We start from the raw sequence: 19,727 nt of genomic DNA, 5'->3' as shown, positions 1-19,727 counted from the left end.
ATGGCATTTACTCGTGGTAATTTTTGTTTGGCGATAAATTTGATCACCAAATGCCATGAATGTTCCTCACTATTTCACCTATCTCATTATTTATTCATCTCTTTTTGTGGGGATTCGTCAGCCTCTAACCCTTTGGTATCTGATGCTAAGTTCAATAACTGCACTTGGTATTGATAACTTCGTGGCGTTAAATTATGCCCTAGTACAGTAGCCTTGAGTTTATCTTCACTGTCTGGATAGAGCAGAATCGACTTAGAATCACTCTGGTTGTAGGTCACCAGCAAGTTATTCAGCAACATATTACCTGTTGCTGCATCACTGACACTGACATCATAATCGCCAAAGTTAGTTAGAATGAAACTAGACAACCCCCACTTAGCCACTTCCTGCTGATGCGACTCACTATTCTTACCATTAAATTTGGCTATGACTTTATCATTATGCTCAAAACCGTTGTATACCCTTAGTTGGACTTTCTCGTTAATATCTGCAAGGGACGTCACTGCGCGGGAATGTCCCACCACATCTAACTTAACCCCTTTTACAGAAGGCCCAAAAGCGGGACGGATCAACAATTTGTACACGGTCTTAGCACTGAGGTTTACTTCAGACGTGGTAAAAACGGGCTCATTACCACCCGCTTCAGTCAGGTATATCACGTATTTTCCCGTGGTGAGAATTTGTGACTCAGTGATCCCTTTGTACGCTATCTCACTGAAATACTTAGCTGAACTAAAGCCATCTTCCTTCTTACCTATGTATACCCCAAACTTCTGAGTACCGCTGCTGACATGAGCTGCCAATACTTGCATTTTAGTAATTTTCTTGTCTACATTTTCTTTTTTCTTATTTTCTTCATCCAGCTTATCTCGGTTATATTTAATATTGATGAAATCTGTTTTTGCATAATCCCCAGCTAATACATAAAGGTGGTTATCCTTGTTGCCCAGACTAATATCTTGTTCATGGAACTTAACTTCTTTATTTTCAGCATTATTTCCCGTAATACTCAACTTATTGTCGCCAACTGGTACTGCAAAACGTGACATGGCTTGACCAAAGTTTAACGCATTGTATTTTTTAGCCTTTAAAGACAAGTAAGTTTTTGTACTATCTGGAGAAGCATTATAATATTGAACATATGCAACATCCTTTGTACTATCTTTTTTATCATCCCCACCGCAAGAAACCACAAACAATACTAGCCCGAAAGCCAATATAAGATTAATTATATGCTTCATCATTACCTCTAATTATAAAATACTATTGTTAACTCTTTGTTTATGACTTGCGCCCTGTAATTTGGTTCAATACATTTAGTAACATTTATAACTTCACCCGTACGGTTAAAACTTAAGTGCGTGATTGATAAGTTAATATCTAAAAAGCACAATTTAATTAAAAACCATTATCACACCAAATATATTTTAAAATCAAACCACATTATTTTAATAACACAGTGAACGGTATCAAAATTATAATATCAATACCCAATTCACTACCAATGGTTAACATTAACACCATTAAAATAATTCATTTCAAGACAGTGAGTTAATATCTAAAAACCTATTCGAATAACCAACATTATGCTTAACCAACACTAGCCGACTATGTTTTTACTCGTCATTAAGTCCTACCTTCGACCTACACGACTTAGCAAAAGGTAATGCTGGGGGTCGCCGTTAATCCATGATAACTTTTAGGAATTCAGGCATGCTTATGCTCACTCATTTATCTGTAGCTTTCAGTGCTTCTGCAAGCTGCCTTTTACATAATGCACTCACAACCCCAGCATTCCCTAAAGCATCATAAGGAAGACGTCATGAACCGAGTTTATCCTATGGCAATAGTCGCAAGCTTGATAATGAGTTCAAATGTACTGGCTGTACAATACGCAGACATGCTCTTAACGAACGCCAACATTTACGGTCACGACAGTGCAGACACGATTGCGATTAACGATGGCAATATTATGTTTGTCGGTAAAGCCACAAAAGCCGATGCCTATCGTAGCCAAGATACCGACGTTATCGATCTTGAACAGGCCTATATCATGCCGGGTTTTATTGATAATCATAACCACGTGTTTGAAGCCGCTTCTGAAGCTGGCGGCAACTGTACACTCAACCTTGATGCATCGCTTAAAGAGCAGATCCCCTATTTAATCAAATGCAGTAAAAATGCTAACCCGAATAACTGGCTGATGGGTTATGGCTTTTCGTTAGACGCTATTTTAAGTGAAAATAACCGCAACACACCTCTTGAAGTGATTGACCGAATTTTCCCTGAGCAACCTGTCGTGCTAATGGAACAAACCTCACATTCAATGTGGGTCAACTCCGCAGCGCTTAAGTTAGCCGGGATCACGAAAGACTCCCCCGAACCACAAGGTGGTAAAATTCTCAAAGATGAGAAAACCGGTGAGCTAAACGGAATAGTGTTTGATAACGCTGGCGATATCATCATGGAGATGGCCTGGAACAGCTTAGAAAACCAGTTCCAACAAAGCTACGACGGGTTAATGATAGGCCTTGAAGAGGCCGCAGCCCATGGTATTACCACCATTGGCGATGGGCGACTTTATTGGAAACGTGGCTGGTATGATGTATGGCAGCAAGCCGAGAAGGACGATGCTTTAACCGCCCGAGTATCACTGCGACCATGGATATACCCAGCTGACACAATGAAGTCTCAATTCCCATTTTTAAAGTCTGTGCAATCGAGTGATACATCGCGTTTGTTATTAGTCGATCAAGTAAAAATGTACAGTGATGGCATCATTATTAATGGCACCGCAAAAATTCTCTCACCCTATTTAGAGACCTATATCCCAGATGAACCTCATGGCATCAATTATATTCCGCCAAGCCAAATGACCACCTGGCTGGGCGCACTGAACAAGATTGGTTATAGCGCACATATCCATGCAATTGGTGATGGTGCGGTGCGCGAGTCCCTCAATGCCATCGGGCACGCACGTAAACAAGGAGCTAAAAAGCCTTACACCTTGACCCATGTTGAGTTGGTAGACACAAAAGACATTCCTCGTTTCGCTAAACTGGATGTGACAGCTGATTTCCAAGTAGGCTCCGATTACGTGGCAGCCCATGACCACCAATGGGCAAAAGCCTTTTTAGGCGCTAAACGAACCCACTCCTTAATGAATCCAAGAGCCATTTTCGATACGGGAGCGAATGTCACCTTGAGTAGCGACTGGAATGTCCATGACATCAATCCACTGGTTGGCATTGAGAATATCTTAAAGATGGGCAATACGGGGTTACCTGACGTGCATTCCGCAATCAATGCTTACACCATTAATGCAGCAAAGAGTTTGGGGATCAGTGACTTTACAGGTTCGATAACCCTTAGAAAATCCGCCGACTTCGCCATTCTCAGTCAAGATATCACCCGCTTACCCATTAATGACATCGCCAACACCGAAATCCTGATGACAATTCTGCAAGGGGATATCGTCTTCGAAACTGAAGAATCAGAGTTTGAATCAGATGACTAAAAGCACAAAACTTTAAATATCTTTTTAGGTTGGATTCATTGAATGAGATAGGTATTTAGTTAGTTAGTTAGTTAGCTAGCTAGCTAGCAGAAGTAGCTGCACATAAACACCCTGCAAGCAATAGATAACAATGAAAGTTTAACCATTAATAATCAGATCCAATACCAATTTAGCCAAATGAACCAGATCAGAAAATGTAATTAGGCTTCATTCGAAGGCTAGCCAACTTTGAGGTATAGAGTGAGTTAGACCTGCTACCTATTAACCTCAAATCAAAGAAATTAATAACCCAGTGTAGATACACTGCTAGCTTGCAAAACATGGATGAAAACATCCTAAACAAACAACGAATTATCCATAACAATACCCAGATCAAAAATCAAAACTAACCTAATATTGAACAAAGGGATTTTTCACTAAATCCCAATACAGCATGTTATATTAGCGCCCATTCGATCCCGTATGACAAATAAAGGCTAAATCAATGAAAGTAGGTATCATAGGTGCAATGGAGCCAGAAGTGGCTCATTTAATCGCTTCGATGGAAAACGCAGAGTCGCAAACCATTGCTGGTATTGAATTTATTGCAGGCACATTAGACGCTAAAGATGTTATCGTTACCCGTTCAGGCATAGGTAAAGTTGCCGCGAGTATCGCCACGACTTTACTTATTGAAAAGTACGCACCCGATGCGGTCATTAACACTGGTTCTGCTGGCGGTTTTGTTGACTCTCTGGCTATTGGCGACATCGTTATCTCAACAGAAGTTCGTCACCATGATGTTGATGTAACTGCATTTGGTTATGAAATCGGCCAAATGGCTCAGCAACCCGCTGCATTTATGGCTGATGAAAAATTAAAAGCCGCTGCCAACAAAGCTGTAGCAAGTCTTGGTGAAGTCAAAGCCATTGAAGGGCTTATCTGCACTGGTGACAGTTTTATCTGCGATCCTGTTCGTACTAAGACCATGTTGGAGCACTTCCCAACAATGGCGGCTTGTGAAATGGAAGGCGCTGCAATCGCACAAGTATGTCATCAGTTTGGTGTCCCATTTGTGGTGATCCGTTCACTGTCTGATAATGCCAACAACGATTCACCTGTGGATTTTGACTCATACATAGTCAAAGCCGGACACCATTCAGCATTGATGGTTATGGCGTTGCTTAAGCATCTATAATTGTTCAATAGGTTACACTTAAACCAATAAAAGTAAGGCTAATACCATGGTTCCGGAGTTTGCTCAGCTGCTACTCAACGATTCAGCTTTGTACCAAGGAACCCTGATCCTTTTTATTAGCCTTCTTCTCTCAAAAATCGCACCACTTCCCCGCGCTGCTCAACCTTTAGTTGCTTTCAACTTAATAGCTAAAGAGATGGCCCTTAAAGTTAATCGCCGCAATAGAAGCCATTCTCAACAGGTGATCGCTGGCGCCCTATCCGCGCTACTTCTTGTGGTTCCTTTTTGGGCGATTATCGCTTTCATGTTGCAACTGGCGGCTTTCCCATGGTTTTTTGAATTTGTCATTCTCTATATTTGCCTAAATGATGAGAATTTCAATCTGGTTGCCGATGAGGTTAATCGCGCCTTAAATCAGGAAGATAAAGCTAGAGCACGCACGATGTTGCTCCCTTGGCTTACTCGGGACACAAAGGAACTCACCGAAGTAGGACTGAGTAAAGCCACCATCGAAAAACTGGTTACCGCCCCTGTTTACGGCACGGTGGCCAGTGTGCTTTTCTTTATCATCGGCGGCGCGTCTTTGGTGCTCGCTGCTCGTATGCTTAAACAACTCGAGCTTTGCTGGGTCCCCATCAATCCCAAATTCCGCTATTTCTCTCGCCCAGTGTATTGGTTAAATACCGTACTGTTTGCTCTACCCAGTTGGCTTTGGAATCTGAGCTTAGCCATTCAAGGTGGGCCAAAGAGTTTAGCAACGCTCTTTAAGCCTGTAGCTCTCAATGGCCGTATTTATCATGAACTACAAACCTGTGCGATTGCTGCGAGTGTATTAAACATCGAGCTTGGTGGCCCGATGAAATTTAACGGCGTCAGGGTCAATACCACCAAACTCAATTATGGGCCTCTACCCAAGCAAAACGCGATACGCGATGCCATTAAGCTCACGAGAGTAACCCATTTAATCTGGATCAGCTTTGTTGTGCTAATTCCATTGATTTGGGCAGGTTTACGATACTTACAAATCGGCTAAACATTGAACACCTTGCTTAAAAACGAATGATAAGACAATTTCATTCCACATCGTCCTAGAGCGATAACTTCGTAATCCTTTTATTGAACCTATGACACCACATCTCTACATGTTGAATATTGTATTTCGTGGTTGTTTGGAGATATATGCCTTGGTATTATCTAACGATTAACAACTCTTTTTCATAGGCTAGGCAATTGTTAGAAAATATACATGTGTCGTTAACCACACCTGCGCTGTTATTTCCAGCGATCTCTTTATTATTACTTGCCTATACCAACCGATTTTTCGCTTTAGCCGCGTTGATCAGAAACCTCAGTAGCACAGGTAAACCCATTCAGAGTCAACAACTTAAGAATCTACGACAGAGGATCACTATAATTCGGCGCATGCAAGAATCTGGCGTCATGAGTTTTGCGCTCTGCGTACTTTGTATGATCTTCATCTATATTGGTCTCAATAAAGTGGGCTCATTCATCTTCGGTTCCAGTTTGTTATTACTGCTCTATTCACTGCTGCTTTCCGTTATCGAGATCCGTATCTCTGTCGTGGCGCTCAACTACCATCTTGAAGAGTTGGATCAATGACCTCTTGGTTTTACTTTTTTGACCTGTGTGGTACCGCCGTTTTCGCACTTTCTGGTGCGCTCTCTGCTGGTCGTCACCGTATGGACCCTTTTGGTGTAATAGTGCTGGCATCTGTCACTGCCGTTGGTGGCGGAAGCATTCGCGATGCATTATTAGGCACCACGCCAGTGTTTTGGATCCGCGATCCAAACTACATCATAGTGATCCTACTCACCGTGTTGTTGACCATGCTTATCGTTCGTAAGCCTAAGCGTATCCCTCAACATACCTTACCTGTCGCCGATGCATTAGGGTTGGCACTGTTTACGGTGATTGGCGCTGAAAAAGCACTAAGTCTTGAATTAAGCGGCATGATTGCTGTTGTAATGGGCTTGATAACTGGCGTGGGAGGAGGCATTATTCGAGACTTATTGTGTCGTCAGGTACCGATGATCTTAAGGACAGAGATCTACGCCACCGCGTCCATTTTAGGCGGAGTGACTTACAGTCTATGTCTGCATTTTGGGACACAAGATAAGCACGCGCTTGTGCTTGCTATGCTCGTCGCATTAGGGATACGACTGGCAGCAATTAAATGGCATTTGTCACTTCCGGCATTTGATCTAAAAACAAACCTACAGAATAAGAAGTAATGATGTTGCGATATCTTTGTCTCATAGTGGCATTTATTAGCCTTCCCTCCATGGCCGCAAATGGAGAGATGCCTCGCGAGCAACAGTTAGCCGTTAAGTATATTAAGGCGCTCACCGATCACGACTACCCAGCCTTAGTCGATTTTTATAATCGTGAAAGTGTGTTCAATGATAGAACGGCAGGCAAGAAATACACGGGTAAACGTCATATCCTCAGTTTCTTAAAACGGGCCCATCAAGGCGTACTAGAGTATGGTTTTAATATCGAGCATATGTTTAATTCAGGCTCCTTAGTGGTCATGATTGGCAGTTACCACTACAAGGGACCCGGTGAGCAGTTTGGTAAGCCAGGTAAAATCATCGATTTAGCCATCCCAGGTGTGACTACAGTGAAACTTGATATGGACACTCATCGAGTAAAAGAACACGAAGATTTGATGGATTATCAAACCATGGCAGATCAGTTGGCGATTCAATAAAGTCAGAATTTATTGCGATAGATTCTCAGAAAACAGATAAAAAAATGGCCTCCAGTCCCAAGACTGGAGGCCATTTTTATCAATACCAATCAGTATAAAGATTTGATCGCTCAGCGAGAGTTTAGCGGTCCTGAGGCAAGGCAGCGAGTGAATAGCATAGTTGTTCTACGGTTAAGCTCGTTAACACAGCATCAGAACCACTAAAACTCGCCTGTAAGGAGTGTTTTTGGCTGCCTATTTCTGCGTTGAATGAACTTACAAGGGAACAACCATTATGTCATCCATTCGTCTTGAATTAGTTTGCCAAAAAACACTCTGAGTAGATCAACTTCTTATACTGATTGGTATAATCTAACTTAAAGCTAAACTAAGGTTATCTTAGCGAATTTACGCTTACCGACTTGAAAAACACCCGTTGTTCCAGCGGTTAGCTGTAGACGTGTATCTTCAATCTTAGCACCGTCAATTTTAGCAGCGCCTTGCTTAATCATACGCATACCATCTGAAGTTGAATTCACCAAACCCGCTTCTTTAAGCAAGTTAGCAATGGCAATTCCTTCACCGGCAACGATTTCAACCTCTTCGATATCATCAGGGATCGCGCCTTTCTGGAAACGATTGATAAACTCTTGATGAGCCCCTTCTGCCGCATCTTCATCATGAAAACGAGCGATGATCTCTTTTGCTAAAGCGATCTTGATATCACGCGGGTTTGTGCCCTGCTCAACATCCAGTTTGAACTGCTCAATTTCGCTTAATGGACGGAAAGAAAGAAGCTCAAGGTAACGCCACATTAGATCATCAGAGATAGACATTATCTTACCGAACATCTCACCAGCAGGCTCACTCACACCAATGTAGTTGTGCGCCGACTTTGACATCTTCTTCACGCCATCTAATCCCTCGAGTAGAGGCATCATGATCACGGTTTGCGGTTTTTGACCTGCAGATTTTTGCAGTTCACGTCCCATCAGCAAGTTAAACTTCTGATCCGTTCCACCCAGTTCAACATCGGCTTCTAGTGCAACTGAATCGTAACCCTGCAGTAACGGGTACATAAACTCATGGATAGCAATCGATTGACCAGAACCGTAACGCTTCTTAAAGTCATCACGTTCCATCATACGCGCAACAGTCTGCTGTGATGCTAGACGTATCATACCCGCAGCGCCTAGCGGCTCTAACCAGCTAGAGTTAAACTCTATACGGGTCTTGGCTGGGTCTAGGATTTTATAAACCTGTTGCTTATAGGTTTCAGCATTAGCGAGCACTTGCTCACGCGTTAACGGAGGACGTGTACTGTTCTTGCCGCTTGGGTCGCCCACCATGCCAGTAAAATCACCGATAAGGAAGATAACTTCATGACCAAGTTCCTGAAAGGTACGCATCTTGTTTAAGATGACCGTATGGCCTAAATGAATATCGGGAGCGGTAGGATCAGCTCCAAGCTTAATACGTAAAGGACGTCCCTCTTTCAACTTTTCCAGCAGATCCGCTTCAAGTAAAATCTCATCGGTACCACGTTTAATTTCTGCTAATGCTTGGTCTAAATCAGCCATCTCGCCAGCTACTCCAAAGAGCCTATTAATCAAATAAAGAGAGACATGTTACTTGTTAGCCACCACAATTGAAAGCGTGTACACTTAAGGGATTGCGATAAATATCAAATTGCTACTTAGCTCAATGGAAAGGGTTCGATGGGAAAGGTTATAACGTTATTTAAATTGCTGCCAAAAAAGCACCAGATACTGCTTACAGTATTAGTTTGTGCGACCTTAATTATCTTAGTGTTACCTGCCGATGACGCCCAAGCATCAAAAAATGCTAACAGCCAGCTTTCTGGCAGTATTGACCTACAGCATCTCGATAAATCCAAGCCATCACAGCATGAGATGATAAATCAAGATAACCTAAAGGTGCCACTGGCTTTTCGCACCCCAACACCGCCAAATTACGACAAAAATAAAGCCGCAGTAGAAGGCGAAGCTGACACCATCAAGCCAGTCAGTTCCATTGCCGTGCTCACCGCTGAAAAAGTTGGGCAAGATGACACCGAAAAGTTCACTGTAAAAAGTGGTGATACCTTAGCAGCTCTGTTTAAACGTGCCGATTTAAGCGCGCGTGATGTGTACGAAATAACTCTACTGCCCAAAGCCAAAAAACACTTACTTAAGATCATGCCAGGTCAGGAGATCATGATATCTAAGAATAGTGATGGTGAGTTCACCAAGCTTAAATTCCATTTAGATCCAGTGTCGACATTAGTGATCGGCAAAGAAGACGGCGACTACACAGAGAACATCATTAATAAACAGATTGAAAGCAGAACTAAATTCGCCAGTGCCACGATCAATAGTAACTTCTGGAATGCAGGTGTTACTGCCGGCTTAACCCCAAATCAGATCATGCAATTGGCAACGATTTTCGGCTGGGATATCGATTTCGCGTTAGATTTAAGAAAAGATGATAACTTCTCTATCATCTTTGAAGAGGAGTTTGCCGACGGTGAATTTCTTCGCAACGGCAATATTCTTGCCGCCGAGTTCATCAACCAAGGTGACAGATACACGGCCGTGCGTTACACCGATGGTAACTATTACTCAGAGGAGGGCCGCAGTATGCGTAAAGCCTTCCTACGATCGCCTGTCGATTTTAAATATGTCAGTTCCAGTTTTAATCCCAAGCGTCTTCACCCTGTAACAGGCCAAGTGCGCGCTCACCGCGGCGTTGACTATGTTGCAGCAGTTGGAACCCCCATTAAAGCGGCTGGTAAAGGGCGTGTCATCAAGTCCGCTTACAATCAGTACAATGGCAACTATGTGTTTATTAAACACAATGACACCTACACCACTAAGTACCTCCACCTTAAAAAACGTAAAGTAAAACAAGGTGAAAGCGTTAAACAGGGCGAGATTATCGGCACATTAGGTGCGACTGGTCGAGTCACAGGCGCTCATCTTCATTATGAGTTTATCGTTAATGGCACCCATAGAAACCCACGAACGGTTAAGCTGCCTAAGTCCCTCCCTATAGCCAACAAAGAAAAGGCGACATTTCTAGCACTTAGCGAGCAGATTATGTCGAAACTTCAACAGAACAAGTTAGTACAACTTGCCTCCCAGTAGCATAAAATAGAGCGGTTGATTCGCTCGATAAAGAGTGATTAATATCAAATGAATAAACGTTATTTTATCGGTTTGATGTCCGGCACCAGCATGGATGGTGTCGATGCGGTACTGGTCGATTTCAGCCAAGAACACCCCACATTGATAGAAAGGCACAGTCAGGACATACCAAAACATACCTTAAATGGTCTGCAGCGCCTTTGCTTACCTGGAAGCGATGAAATCACGCGTTTAGGACAGTTGGATCGCAGTGTTGGCCAACTGTTTGCTTCTGCCGTGAATGCTTTACTAGAGAAAGCCAACGTAAATAAAGACGATGTTATTGCCATTGGTAGCCATGGGCAAACTGTCAGACATATGCCGAATCTGGATATGGGGTTCACCCTGCAAATTGGTGATCCTAATACCATCGCCGTCGAAACTGGCATCAATGTTATTGCTGATTTTAGACGCAAAGATATCGCCCTCGGTGGGCAAGGTGCACCTTTAGTCCCAGCATTTCATCAGCAGATGTTTTCCAAACCAGGGACTAACCGCATCATTCTTAACATCGGTGGGATAGCTAACCTGACCTATCTCCCTGGCGATGAACAGCCAGTGTTAGGTTTTGACACAGGCCCTGGGAATACCCTTATCGATGCTTGGATCCAGCAAGTAAAGAGTGAACATTACGACAAAGATGGCACTTGGGCTGCCAGTGGTGTTACCGATGAAAAGTTGCTGACTCAGCTACTTTCACACTCCTATTTCTCTATGGCTTTTCCTAAAAGCACAGGTCGAGAGTTGTTTAACCAAGCGTGGTTAGAGCAACAAACGGCCGCCTTTGGCCATCTAAGTGAAGCCGATATTCAATCCACCTTACTCGATGTCACTTGTCACAGCATAGTCAAGGAGGTGCTTACACTCTCGGGTGACGGTGAGCTATTTGTGTGTGGTGGTGGTGCATTTAATATTGAAATGATGTCACGACTTAAGGCTCTGCTACCAAGCTATCAACTCAGCTCTACAGCAACATTGGGTATGAACCCTCAATGGGTTGAGGGGATCGCTTTTGCCTGGCTTGCCATGCGTCATCATGAAGGGCTCTCGGGCAACTTACCAGCCGTTACAGGCGCGTCCCGAGAAGCAGTATTAGGCTCTCTGTTCCCTGCAATCTAACCACCAATGGTGAGGGCGTTAAAACCCTCATCACTATTGTAGTAATTTATGCTTCAGCTTAATCACATCTCTTTTGTAGTTTTCAGAGAGAGTGATTAACAGGCTATTATTGCCTGGAATATAAGCCATGGATCCTGAGCGTGGAATACTACTAGGCGGAATTTTAAGGATCGGGGTGATAAGCTGCGTATTAAAGCGCCAAAACTTGATCAACTGATATCGAGTATGACTCTCTCTAAAATAGATGCCTTTATCTGTGGCTACCCAATTATACCTCTCCGTAAACTCCTTGCCTGAAATGAGTTCAGTGGTATTGTCTGGCGTAGATAATGACATCATCCACAAGCCTCTTTTTCCTACTTGAGTAAAGACTAGCTTATCTTCTCCTATCATCTTACCTAAGCGCATATCTATCGGGCTTATTATCTTAGGCAAGCGATTATCCAGATAAAACTCAGTGATTCCATCCTTTGTTCTTGCCAATACCATCTCATCATTCCAACCCCAACTCGGCCGGTTATGATCTAAGTAAGGCGTTGCCAAAATGCTAATGTTGGTTGTTTTAATATCCAGCACGTGAATTTTGTTACCCTCATTTTTATCATCAGGAGCTAGAAAAGCAACTTTAGTGCCGTCGTGAGACCAACTTGGATAAGCGACACGACGTTTAAGATCTGTATGTTGAACCCTGCTGTCACCATCTGGGTCACTCGACCAAATTTCATTGAAACCAGTCTCATTTGAGACATATACAATACGTTTTGCCACATCTGAATAATCAGGGTTCCGGTAATTGTATTCAACTTGAAGTAACGGAAACGTCGCCGTTGGGATCGATTGTTCCAGTGCAAATGACGCGACCTGATAACTCTGCTCGTAGTTGGAATAAACCAGCTCATTGCTAAATGGAATTGAACGAGGATAGCTCATCCCCTCCACTTTTAGTGGGTGAATCACCTTGTCATCAATCCCAACAATATAGCCGTTTCTTACCCCTGAATTTTCAGTACTGAAGATAAGTCGCTCGTTATCCTGATGCCAGCTCAAGCCTCTTATATCCTCTAAGCCGAAAGTTAAACGACGCTCTTCGCCTGTTTGATAATCTCTAATGAAAATATCCTCAGAGATGCTTCCGAATCGCCGCGCAATTGCTAACCACTGACCATCAGGGCTAAACACCATATCACGATCCCTTGAACTCCAGTTCTCATCACTGGAGAGCCGCACAGGTTCTGCTCCCTCATTGATTAAATCAAGTTGATAGATCCCAGAATGGTTACCATCACCTTCATTCCAAATATAAACGAGAGTACGTCCATCCGGTGAGATATCAATAGCAGCACTATCGCTGTAACAAGCTCCCAGTTTAGCCGCCTCATTACTGTCCAGATTAAGCACCGTGAGATAACATTTTCTTTCATCTATATGTTCAGAAGGATAATAGAGTGCCCCACCGTCAGGACGCCATACAGCTCTATACTCAGACGTTTTTGTAGAGGTCAATCGCTTAGGGGTTTCAGTTGGTTGAAGCAAGTCTTTAAGGTACAAACTGTTGCGCTTATTCTTTCCACGACTGCCATAAACAAGCCATCGACCATCAGGTGACACTGCAGGATAGAGCTCAGCTCCCGCGGCAAGTGTAAGATTATGGCGTTCGGTAGGCGTGTAACGAATACTGTCTTGATAAAGATGAAACAGGCTAAATAGGCAGAAGAGCGTAAAACTAATCAAACCGACGGTGAGCAGCCGACGATTTAATGTCGTCAGTAGTTGAACTTTAGCCTGCTCCTGTTGATATAGATCGGGTTCATCAACCAGATCTGATTCATCAAACTCGGGTGAGATAAGTAAGCGATAGCCCATTTTTCTCACGGTTTCAATCGCCTGTTCCCCTTCAAGAAGAGGGTTTAGGTGTTTTCTCAGATGCCAAATGGCGTTCGTTAATGCTTTAGTACCCACATAAACGTTTCCTTCCCAAATCTTATCTATCAGTTCATCACGAGGAACGACCCTAGGATATTGGCGAGCTAAATAGCTCAGCAACTCAATAAATTTAGGTTGAACTGAAACCTTAGTCAGCTCAATCCCCTCACGATTAGGATCAGAGAAATTAAGGCTATTATCGCTTGGGTTTACTTCGCAATTTCCGAGTTTAAACACAGCCTCTTTTTTTATCTCTATCATCCGACTCCTCATTTTGCCTTGAATTAATTTTTATTATGGCTCAAGTACAGAATTTAGATTTTACATCTATTAAACACAGATACAAGTCGGCTTGAATGTTACGCTCACAAGATAACCAATTGATAAATAAAGTCATAGATGTTAAATAGATGTATAAACAACAAATAAACGACCCTGTACGGATTGCCGTCACTCATCAAATTCACTACAAGTATAACCAGTTAGCAACCAGCTCCAATTGAGGAGATAACCACACGGTACTCACCTCAGAATAAGAAGCTGCAGCCTAATTAACGGCTAACGTCCATTTGTCAGTTTTACTTAGTCTCAGGAGATAAGAATGTTCCATCCCACCTTGCCAAGGTATGCGCTAATCGCGTTTGTCTCCCTACTGGTGTTCAGTCAAACTGCATTGAGCAGTGGCTACCAGTTGCCCACTAAACCACTGCAGGATGTCGTCGAGCAAACTAAAAAAGTGAGTACCCGCTTATCTGATGATGGCCAATGGCTTGCGGTACTGACACCCAGAACACATCAATCAATTCAAACTCTCGCAAAAACTGAACTAAAACTAGCAGGACTGAGACTCTCCCCCAAGCAACTCATTCCTAGCCGGATAAAATCCCGCTACTTAAGCATTGAGCTAATAAACGTAAACTCGGCAAGTTTACGCGCTGAGCCCGTAAAGGTGACGCTACCATTGAACATTGAGCTAACGAATGTTCAGTTCTCCCCCGACAGTCGCTTTTTAAGCTTTATTGGATTATCTGAATCCGGAGCCGATCTCTACCTGTATGAAATAGGCACTCATCTCACCACCAAACTTAACCCCAAACGACTTAATGCCAGTCTCGGACTTAGCTATAAATGGCTAAACAGCAGTAAGGGAGTGATCACTAACCTAGCCATCACTGCAGAGCCTTTAAGGTCTACAACCCAAAGTATCAGCCCTAATGTCAGTGAAACCTTAGGTAAAAAAGCCCCTAGAAGAACCTATCAAGATCTATTAAAAAATGCCCAAGACGAAGCGGAGTTCAGCTCACTAACCACCAGCCAATTGAGTATTATCTCCCTCGATGGCAGCATCATTAAAATAGGTACACCGGCAATAAATAGAAGCTATAGCGTCTCACCAGATGATCGCTACCTTTTGGTAAAACGCATCTCTGCACCGTTTTCTCATATGGTGAAATACTATGATTTTGCCCAAACCCTCGAGGTTTTTCATACCTCAGGCAGTAAACTTCGTACCCTTGCCCAGCTTGAAAGTGGCGAGTATCGTCCTCCAGGTAGCGACTCGGTCAGAAAAGGCCCACGAATGGTACACTGGCGTAGCGATAAACCCAGTACCCTAGCCTATGTCAAAGCGTTAGATGAAGGGGATAGCAGAACCGAAGTTGCACATAGAGATCAGTTACTGCAACTCAATGCCCCCTTTAACCTATCTCCTCAAGCCCTGGTTAAGACGCCATGGAGGATCAGTAAAGTCTCATGGGGAGAGCAAAACAGAGCGCTTATCACGGAGCGTCACTCTGATAAAAAACAGATTCGAGTCAGCTTTTTAGATACACAAAAGCAGGCTGGTAATCCGTTATCCCTCTGGTACCAAAAAGCGAGCCGCGATACGTATAATGACCCTGGAAGCCTCTATCGTAAGCCATTCACTCAAGATGGTCAGTCACTAGGGCGTGTATTTCATATCAAGAACAACACCCTACTTCATTACGGCCTTGGTGCATCACCACAGGGATATCAGCCTTTTCTAAAATCACTCACCTTGTCACAATACGGTAATAATGATGCAGATGAACACAACACCCACACTCTGTGGCACTCATCAGATAAACAACTTGAAACCGTTAAATATGTCACCAAACTCAAGCCATTGACCTTGGTCATTAACCGACAGTCAAGAGACACACCATCACACTTGGTGCTGTTAAATGTTGAATCCGGCAAAGAGAAAGTCTTATATCAGAAACAACTACCACTAGGTGAATTCAAGGGCATGAGCAGACAGCTTGTCACCTATGAACGCAATGATGGGCTGCCGCTTTCAGGAGTTCTCTATCTGCCATCTGGTTACAAAAAAGAGGATGGCCCGCTTCCAGTCCTTATGTGGGCGTATCCCAGAGAGTACAAAAACCCTGAAGTCGCGAGTCAGGTTAACTACTCTGTGAATCAATACACACAGATAAGTGCTAAAGGACCTGTTCCCTTTGTCGCCAACGGTTTTGCCATTTTTGACCGAGTAGCCATGCCTATCATCGGCGAAGGCAATGATAAGCCCAATGACAGCTTCAGAACTCAATTGGTTAACAATGCCACCGCAGCTATCGACACGTTAGTCGATATGGGCATTGCAGATAGAGAACGAATAGCGATTGGCGGCCACTCTTATGGAGCGTTTATGGTGGCAAACCTGCTAGCACACTCAGATCTGTTTGCAGCAGGGATCGCAAGAAGTGGCGCTTATAATCGCACCTTAACCCCTTTTGGGTTCCAACATGAGAAACGTAATTTTTGGGAGGCACCCAGCTTATATCAACAGATATCTCCTTTTACCCATGCAGATAAAATCGATGAGCCCCTACTATTGATGCATGGAGAGATGGATTCAAATTCAGGTACCTACCCAATGCAATCGGCCCGTTTATATAAAGCCATTCGCGGTCTAGGGGGAAAATCTAGACTCGTCACCTTCCCATTTGAGAGCCACAGCTACAAAGCAAAAGAATCGATACTGCATATGCTTTGGGAGCAAGAAAACTGGCTTAAGCAGCACCTCATGCAACCAAAGCTGAGCCATGGAAATCAACCTCAACACAAAACAATAGAGACTCAAGTCTCATTTCACTAATCCATAGCCCTTCAGGAGTCTATAAAATGGCTCCTTGATGGCATCTTGGGTTCTGTGCGGCGTAAATTATTGGCTCTAATATGTATAGAGCCGCTTTAGGGAACACTACACTTATGCATCAGCTAAACAAGCTCCTCACTATTTCGGCTCTTTGCAGCTGTTTTGCATCACAACCATTATTAGCTCAAGACGCACCATCACTTCATGTTACAGATGCCAAGCAACTGCCAAAAAATATCATCTACCTTATCGGCGATGGCATGGGACCAGCGTACACAACCGCCTATCGCTACTATGCCGACAATCCGACCACTAGAGTGGTTGAGAAAACTATTTTTGATCAACTTCTTGTGGGAATGTCGAGCACTTATCCCGATGATGACACCTACGTTACAGATTCCGCTTCATCGGCCACTGCACTCGCCACCAGCCATAAAACCTATAATGGTGCCATCTCAGTGGATCATGAGCACAACCCCTTATCCACTATGCTTGAAGTCGCTAAAGCGCAAGGCAAGCTCACCGCTGTTGTTGTTACATCCCAGATAAACCACGCGACACCGGCCAGCTTTCTCGCCCATAACCAAAGTCGTAAAAATTACGATGAAATAGCCGACAGCTATCTATCAAATGTCATCAATGGCCGGCCGATTGCCGACTTAATGTTAGGCGGAGGCACTCGATATTTTGTTAGAGAGCACAGAGATTTAACCCAAGAATTCACACAGCTAGGCTATCAATACATTGATAAATTAAGCGATTTAAATACGATTAAATCACTACCTGCATTAGGCTTATTTGCGCCCAAGGGCTTACCTTTCGCCTTAGGAAGTGAAGACCCCTTAAGGTTAGCGACCATGACTCACAAAGCACTGGAATTACTCTCTGACCAAGAGGCGCCATTTGTACTCATGGTCGAAGCCAGTCAAATAGATTGGTGTGGTCACAGAAATGACGTCGCTTGTGCAATGAATGAAATGCATGATTTTGCCACAACCCTAGAACACGTTAAAACATTTATCGACGCCAATCCCGATACATTACTTGTGGCAACAGCAGACCACTCAACGGGTGGACTAACACTTGGCAGTGATGGTGTTTATCAATGGAAAGGTAAGCTACTTCATTATGTTACCAGCTTACCCAATGCTATCGCACGAGCGATCGTTGACGACCTTACAGTGCTCGATACTTCCGCCACTTTATCTACATTTTTAGCTCAACATATTCGCTTTAACATCGATGCTAAAAACCTAGACTCACTGCGACTTCAGCTCAATAGCCGATTAACAGAAGAAAAGTCAGCTAAGCTCATTGAAAAAGATTTACTACACTTTATCGATAAAGCCACCTATACCGGCTGGACCACAAGCGGACATACCGCGATTGATGTACCCATTTTCGCCTATGGAAAAGGTCAACAATTCTTCACTGGTCACAAAGATAATACCGAAATAGGCGCCCGTTTAATCGACATCATTAAAGCGCAAGACGGTAAAACAAAGTAACGCGATAAAGAGGCTAACACTCAAAAATGTAACAAGATTGATAATAAAATTCACTTTCACACTTGATTAGTAACCCGTAAAGTAGTTAAGTCTAATTATTGTGCATCACACTCAGAATTACCCTGAATCTGAGGCTGGTGACAATACATAAGGAACTGTTAAATGAATATAACTCAAAAAATGACTGCTGAATTTATTGGTACACTTTGGCTTGTTTTAGGTGGCTGTGGTAGCGCCGTATTAGCCGCCGGTTTTCCCGAATTAGGAATCGGCTTTTTAGGTGTCGCATTTGCCTTCGGTCTAACCGTACTGACCATGGCTTACGCCATAGGGCATATCTCCGGTTGCCACCTCAACCCTGCCGTATCAATAGGACTATGGGCTGGCGGACGCTTCCCTGCCAATGAACTACTGCCTTACATCATCGCTCAAGTTGCAGGTGGTATTGCCGGAGCTGGAATATTATTCCTTATTGCCTCAGGTAATGCTGACTTTAGCCTTGCTGATGGTTTTGCTTCTAACGGATATGGCGATCACTCGCCTGGAGGTTATAACCTAACGTCAGCCTTAGTCACTGAAGTGGTAATGACGCTATTCTTCCTATTGATCATCTTAGGTGCAACCGATAAGCGTGCTCCTCAAGGATTTGCCCCTATCGCTATCGGCTTAGGGCTTACCTTGATCCACCTTATCAGTATTCCGGTGACTAACACTTCTGTTAACCCTGCCCGTAGTACAGGTCCGGCACTCTTTGTTGGCGATTGGGCGACGTCTCAACTGTGGTTATTTTGGGTTGCCCCGATTGCAGGTGCAATATTGGCTGGGGTGATCTACAAGTTCTTTGACACTAAAGAAAGCTAATCACAGTCAAAAACACGTTCAAATCTCAATAACAAAAACGACGCTAGGATCCTCAGATAAGCGTCGTTTTTCTTTTTTCTATCAGCCAAAATCCTTAAATCTACTATTTCTCTTCAGCTATCTGCTAAAACCTTTTAATTTCCATCCGACGAGATGCTATTATCTGCATCAATTGGCTCAGGCCCAAGCAAATAGATGAGATAACACCATGAGTAAAAGCGCGAAAGAAGCAAGTCAAATGACACCCGAAGCAAGATACGACTACTTCGTCGAGCAGGCCAAAGAGCATAAAACACTTTGGACACTACAAGACAACGATGGTTGTGTGATGCTCACCACTGATGATGAAGATTGCATCCCAATGTGGCCAAGCGAAGAAGCCGCTAACTTATGGGCTGTCGATGACTGGAAAGATTGCACTCCACTGGCAATCCCGCAAGATGAATGGTTAGAGCGTTGGGTTCCTGGTATGCAGGATGATGATCTGTTTGTTGCTGTGTTCCCTGTTCAAGACGACTTAGGTGTTGTCATCGAACCTTTTGATGTTGCTCAACGTTTAGCACCAACAAAGCAACAAAAACACTAGTTCGAGTTTAGCGGGGAGAA

The 19,727-nt window shown here is 43.5% G+C and carries 15 protein-coding genes; 12 read left to right on the top strand and 3 right to left on the bottom strand.

Annotated elements, in window-relative coordinates:
* Positions 1 to 86: 86 nt before the first annotated feature.
* Positions 87 to 1,244, bottom strand: coding sequence for a hypothetical protein (locus FN961_RS20550; protein WP_144042035.1), 1,158 nt, complete (start codon positions 1,242 to 1,244; stop codon positions 87 to 89).
* Between the two features lie 578 nt (positions 1,245 to 1,822).
* On the opposite strand from FN961_RS20550, the gene FN961_RS20545 reads away from it, so the two are divergent.
* The 6 genes from FN961_RS20545 to FN961_RS20520 all read left to right on the top strand — a co-directional run bounded on the left by FN961_RS20545 (position 1,823) and on the right by FN961_RS20520 (position 7,425).
* Positions 1,823 to 3,517 carry an amidohydrolase gene (locus tag FN961_RS20545; RefSeq protein ID WP_144042034.1) on the top strand — a complete coding sequence of 565 codons (1,695 nt, stop codon included), beginning with the start codon at positions 1,823 to 1,825 and terminating at the stop codon, positions 3,515 to 3,517.
* A gap of 484 nt (positions 3,518 to 4,001) precedes the next feature.
* Positions 4,002 to 4,694 (top strand): 5'-methylthioadenosine/S-adenosylhomocysteine nucleosidase, encoded by a 693-nt coding sequence (mtnN, locus tag FN961_RS20540; protein WP_144042033.1) that lies wholly within the window; start codon positions 4,002 to 4,004, stop codon positions 4,692 to 4,694.
* 46 nt (positions 4,695 to 4,740) lie between these two features.
* A complete protein-coding gene (locus FN961_RS20535) occupies positions 4,741 to 5,727 on the top strand; it encodes a cobalamin biosynthesis protein CobD/CbiB (protein WP_144042032.1) in 987 nt (328 codons plus the stop codon).
* 209 nt (positions 5,728 to 5,936) lie between these two features.
* A complete protein-coding gene (locus tag FN961_RS20530; RefSeq protein WP_144042042.1) occupies positions 5,937 to 6,314 on the top strand; it encodes a DUF2721 domain-containing protein in 378 nt (125 codons plus the stop codon).
* On the top strand, positions 6,311 to 6,946 hold the full coding sequence (locus tag FN961_RS20525; RefSeq protein ID WP_144042031.1) for a trimeric intracellular cation channel family protein: 636 nt from the start codon (positions 6,311 to 6,313) through the stop codon (positions 6,944 to 6,946). The genes FN961_RS20530 and FN961_RS20525 overlap by 4 nt, the downstream gene beginning before the upstream one ends.
* Before the next feature lie 5 nt (positions 6,947 to 6,951).
* Positions 6,952 to 7,425, top strand: a complete 474-nt coding sequence (locus tag FN961_RS20520; protein WP_185972860.1) for a nuclear transport factor 2 family protein — start codon at positions 6,952 to 6,954, stop codon at positions 7,423 to 7,425.
* A gap of 362 nt (positions 7,426 to 7,787) precedes the next feature.
* Here FN961_RS20520 and tyrS read toward each other — a convergent pair whose 3' ends face one another.
* Positions 7,788 to 8,984, bottom strand: a complete 1,197-nt coding sequence (gene tyrS / locus FN961_RS20510) for a tyrosine--tRNA ligase (RefSeq protein WP_144042029.1) — start codon at positions 8,982 to 8,984, stop codon at positions 7,788 to 7,790.
* A gap of 138 nt (positions 8,985 to 9,122) precedes the next feature.
* On the opposite strand from tyrS, the gene FN961_RS20505 reads away from it, so the two are divergent.
* Complete coding sequence (locus FN961_RS20505) at positions 9,123 to 10,550, top strand: peptidoglycan DD-metalloendopeptidase family protein (RefSeq protein WP_144042028.1); 1,428 nt, start codon at positions 9,123 to 9,125, stop codon at positions 10,548 to 10,550.
* Positions 10,551 to 10,598: 48 nt separating this feature from the next.
* On the top strand, positions 10,599 to 11,708 hold the full coding sequence (locus tag FN961_RS20500) for an anhydro-N-acetylmuramic acid kinase (protein ID WP_144042027.1): 1,110 nt from the start codon (positions 10,599 to 10,601) through the stop codon (positions 11,706 to 11,708).
* Between the two features lie 33 nt (positions 11,709 to 11,741).
* Here FN961_RS20500 and FN961_RS20495 read toward each other — a convergent pair whose 3' ends face one another.
* Entirely contained in the window at positions 11,742 to 13,892 is a 2,151-nt protein-coding gene (locus FN961_RS20495; RefSeq protein WP_144042026.1) for a winged helix-turn-helix domain-containing protein, read from the bottom strand.
* Between the two features lie 340 nt (positions 13,893 to 14,232).
* Here FN961_RS20495 and FN961_RS20490 point away from each other — a divergent pair, with 340 nt between their 5' ends.
* The 4 genes from FN961_RS20490 to FN961_RS20475 all read left to right on the top strand — a co-directional run bounded on the left by FN961_RS20490 (position 14,233) and on the right by FN961_RS20475 (position 19,707).
* A complete protein-coding gene (locus FN961_RS20490) occupies positions 14,233 to 16,752 on the top strand; it encodes an alpha/beta hydrolase family protein (RefSeq protein WP_144042025.1) in 2,520 nt (839 codons plus the stop codon).
* Positions 16,753 to 16,865: 113 nt separating this feature from the next.
* A complete protein-coding gene (locus FN961_RS20485) occupies positions 16,866 to 18,260 on the top strand; it encodes an alkaline phosphatase (protein WP_144042024.1) in 1,395 nt (464 codons plus the stop codon).
* Positions 18,261 to 18,422: 162 nt separating this feature from the next.
* A complete protein-coding gene (gene aqpZ / locus FN961_RS20480) occupies positions 18,423 to 19,121 on the top strand; it encodes an aquaporin Z (RefSeq protein ID WP_144042023.1) in 699 nt (232 codons plus the stop codon).
* Positions 19,122 to 19,329: 208 nt separating this feature from the next.
* A complete protein-coding gene (locus FN961_RS20475; RefSeq protein WP_144042022.1) occupies positions 19,330 to 19,707 on the top strand; it encodes a DUF2750 domain-containing protein in 378 nt (125 codons plus the stop codon).
* Positions 19,708 to 19,727 lie beyond the last annotated feature (20 nt).

The organism is Shewanella hanedai, from assembly GCF_007197645.1.
GTDB classification, from domain to species: domain Bacteria; phylum Pseudomonadota; class Gammaproteobacteria; order Enterobacterales; family Shewanellaceae; genus Shewanella; species Shewanella hanedai.
This window is presented reverse-complemented; position numbering and strand designations above follow the sequence as displayed.

What these genes read in the sequence shown, in the direction of transcription:
- FN961_RS20550 (WP_144042035.1), bottom strand. Translation starts at nt 1,244, where the DNA reads ATGATGAAGCATATAATTAATCTTATATTGGCTTTCGGGCTAGTATTG.
- FN961_RS20545 (WP_144042034.1), top strand. Translation starts at nt 1,823, where the DNA reads ATGAACCGAGTTTATCCTATGGCAATAGTCGCAAGCTTGATAATGAGT.
- mtnN (WP_144042033.1), top strand. Translation starts at nt 4,002, where the DNA reads ATGAAAGTAGGTATCATAGGTGCAATGGAGCCAGAAGTGGCTCATTTA.
- FN961_RS20535 (WP_144042032.1), top strand. Translation starts at nt 4,741, where the DNA reads ATGGTTCCGGAGTTTGCTCAGCTGCTACTCAACGATTCAGCTTTGTAC.
- FN961_RS20525 (WP_144042031.1), top strand. Translation starts at nt 6,311, where the DNA reads ATGACCTCTTGGTTTTACTTTTTTGACCTGTGTGGTACCGCCGTTTTC.
- tyrS (WP_144042029.1), bottom strand. Translation starts at nt 8,984, where the DNA reads ATGGCTGATTTAGACCAAGCATTAGCAGAAATTAAACGTGGTACCGAT.
- FN961_RS20505 (WP_144042028.1), top strand. Translation starts at nt 9,123, where the DNA reads ATGGGAAAGGTTATAACGTTATTTAAATTGCTGCCAAAAAAGCACCAG.
- FN961_RS20500 (WP_144042027.1), top strand. Translation starts at nt 10,599, where the DNA reads ATGAATAAACGTTATTTTATCGGTTTGATGTCCGGCACCAGCATGGAT.
- FN961_RS20495 (WP_144042026.1), bottom strand. Translation starts at nt 13,892, where the DNA reads ATGATAGAGATAAAAAAAGAGGCTGTGTTTAAACTCGGAAATTGCGAA.
- FN961_RS20490 (WP_144042025.1), top strand. Translation starts at nt 14,233, where the DNA reads ATGTTCCATCCCACCTTGCCAAGGTATGCGCTAATCGCGTTTGTCTCC.
- FN961_RS20485 (WP_144042024.1), top strand. Translation starts at nt 16,866, where the DNA reads ATGCATCAGCTAAACAAGCTCCTCACTATTTCGGCTCTTTGCAGCTGT.
- aqpZ (WP_144042023.1), top strand. Translation starts at nt 18,423, where the DNA reads ATGAATATAACTCAAAAAATGACTGCTGAATTTATTGGTACACTTTGG.
- FN961_RS20475 (WP_144042022.1), top strand. Translation starts at nt 19,330, where the DNA reads ATGAGTAAAAGCGCGAAAGAAGCAAGTCAAATGACACCCGAAGCAAGA.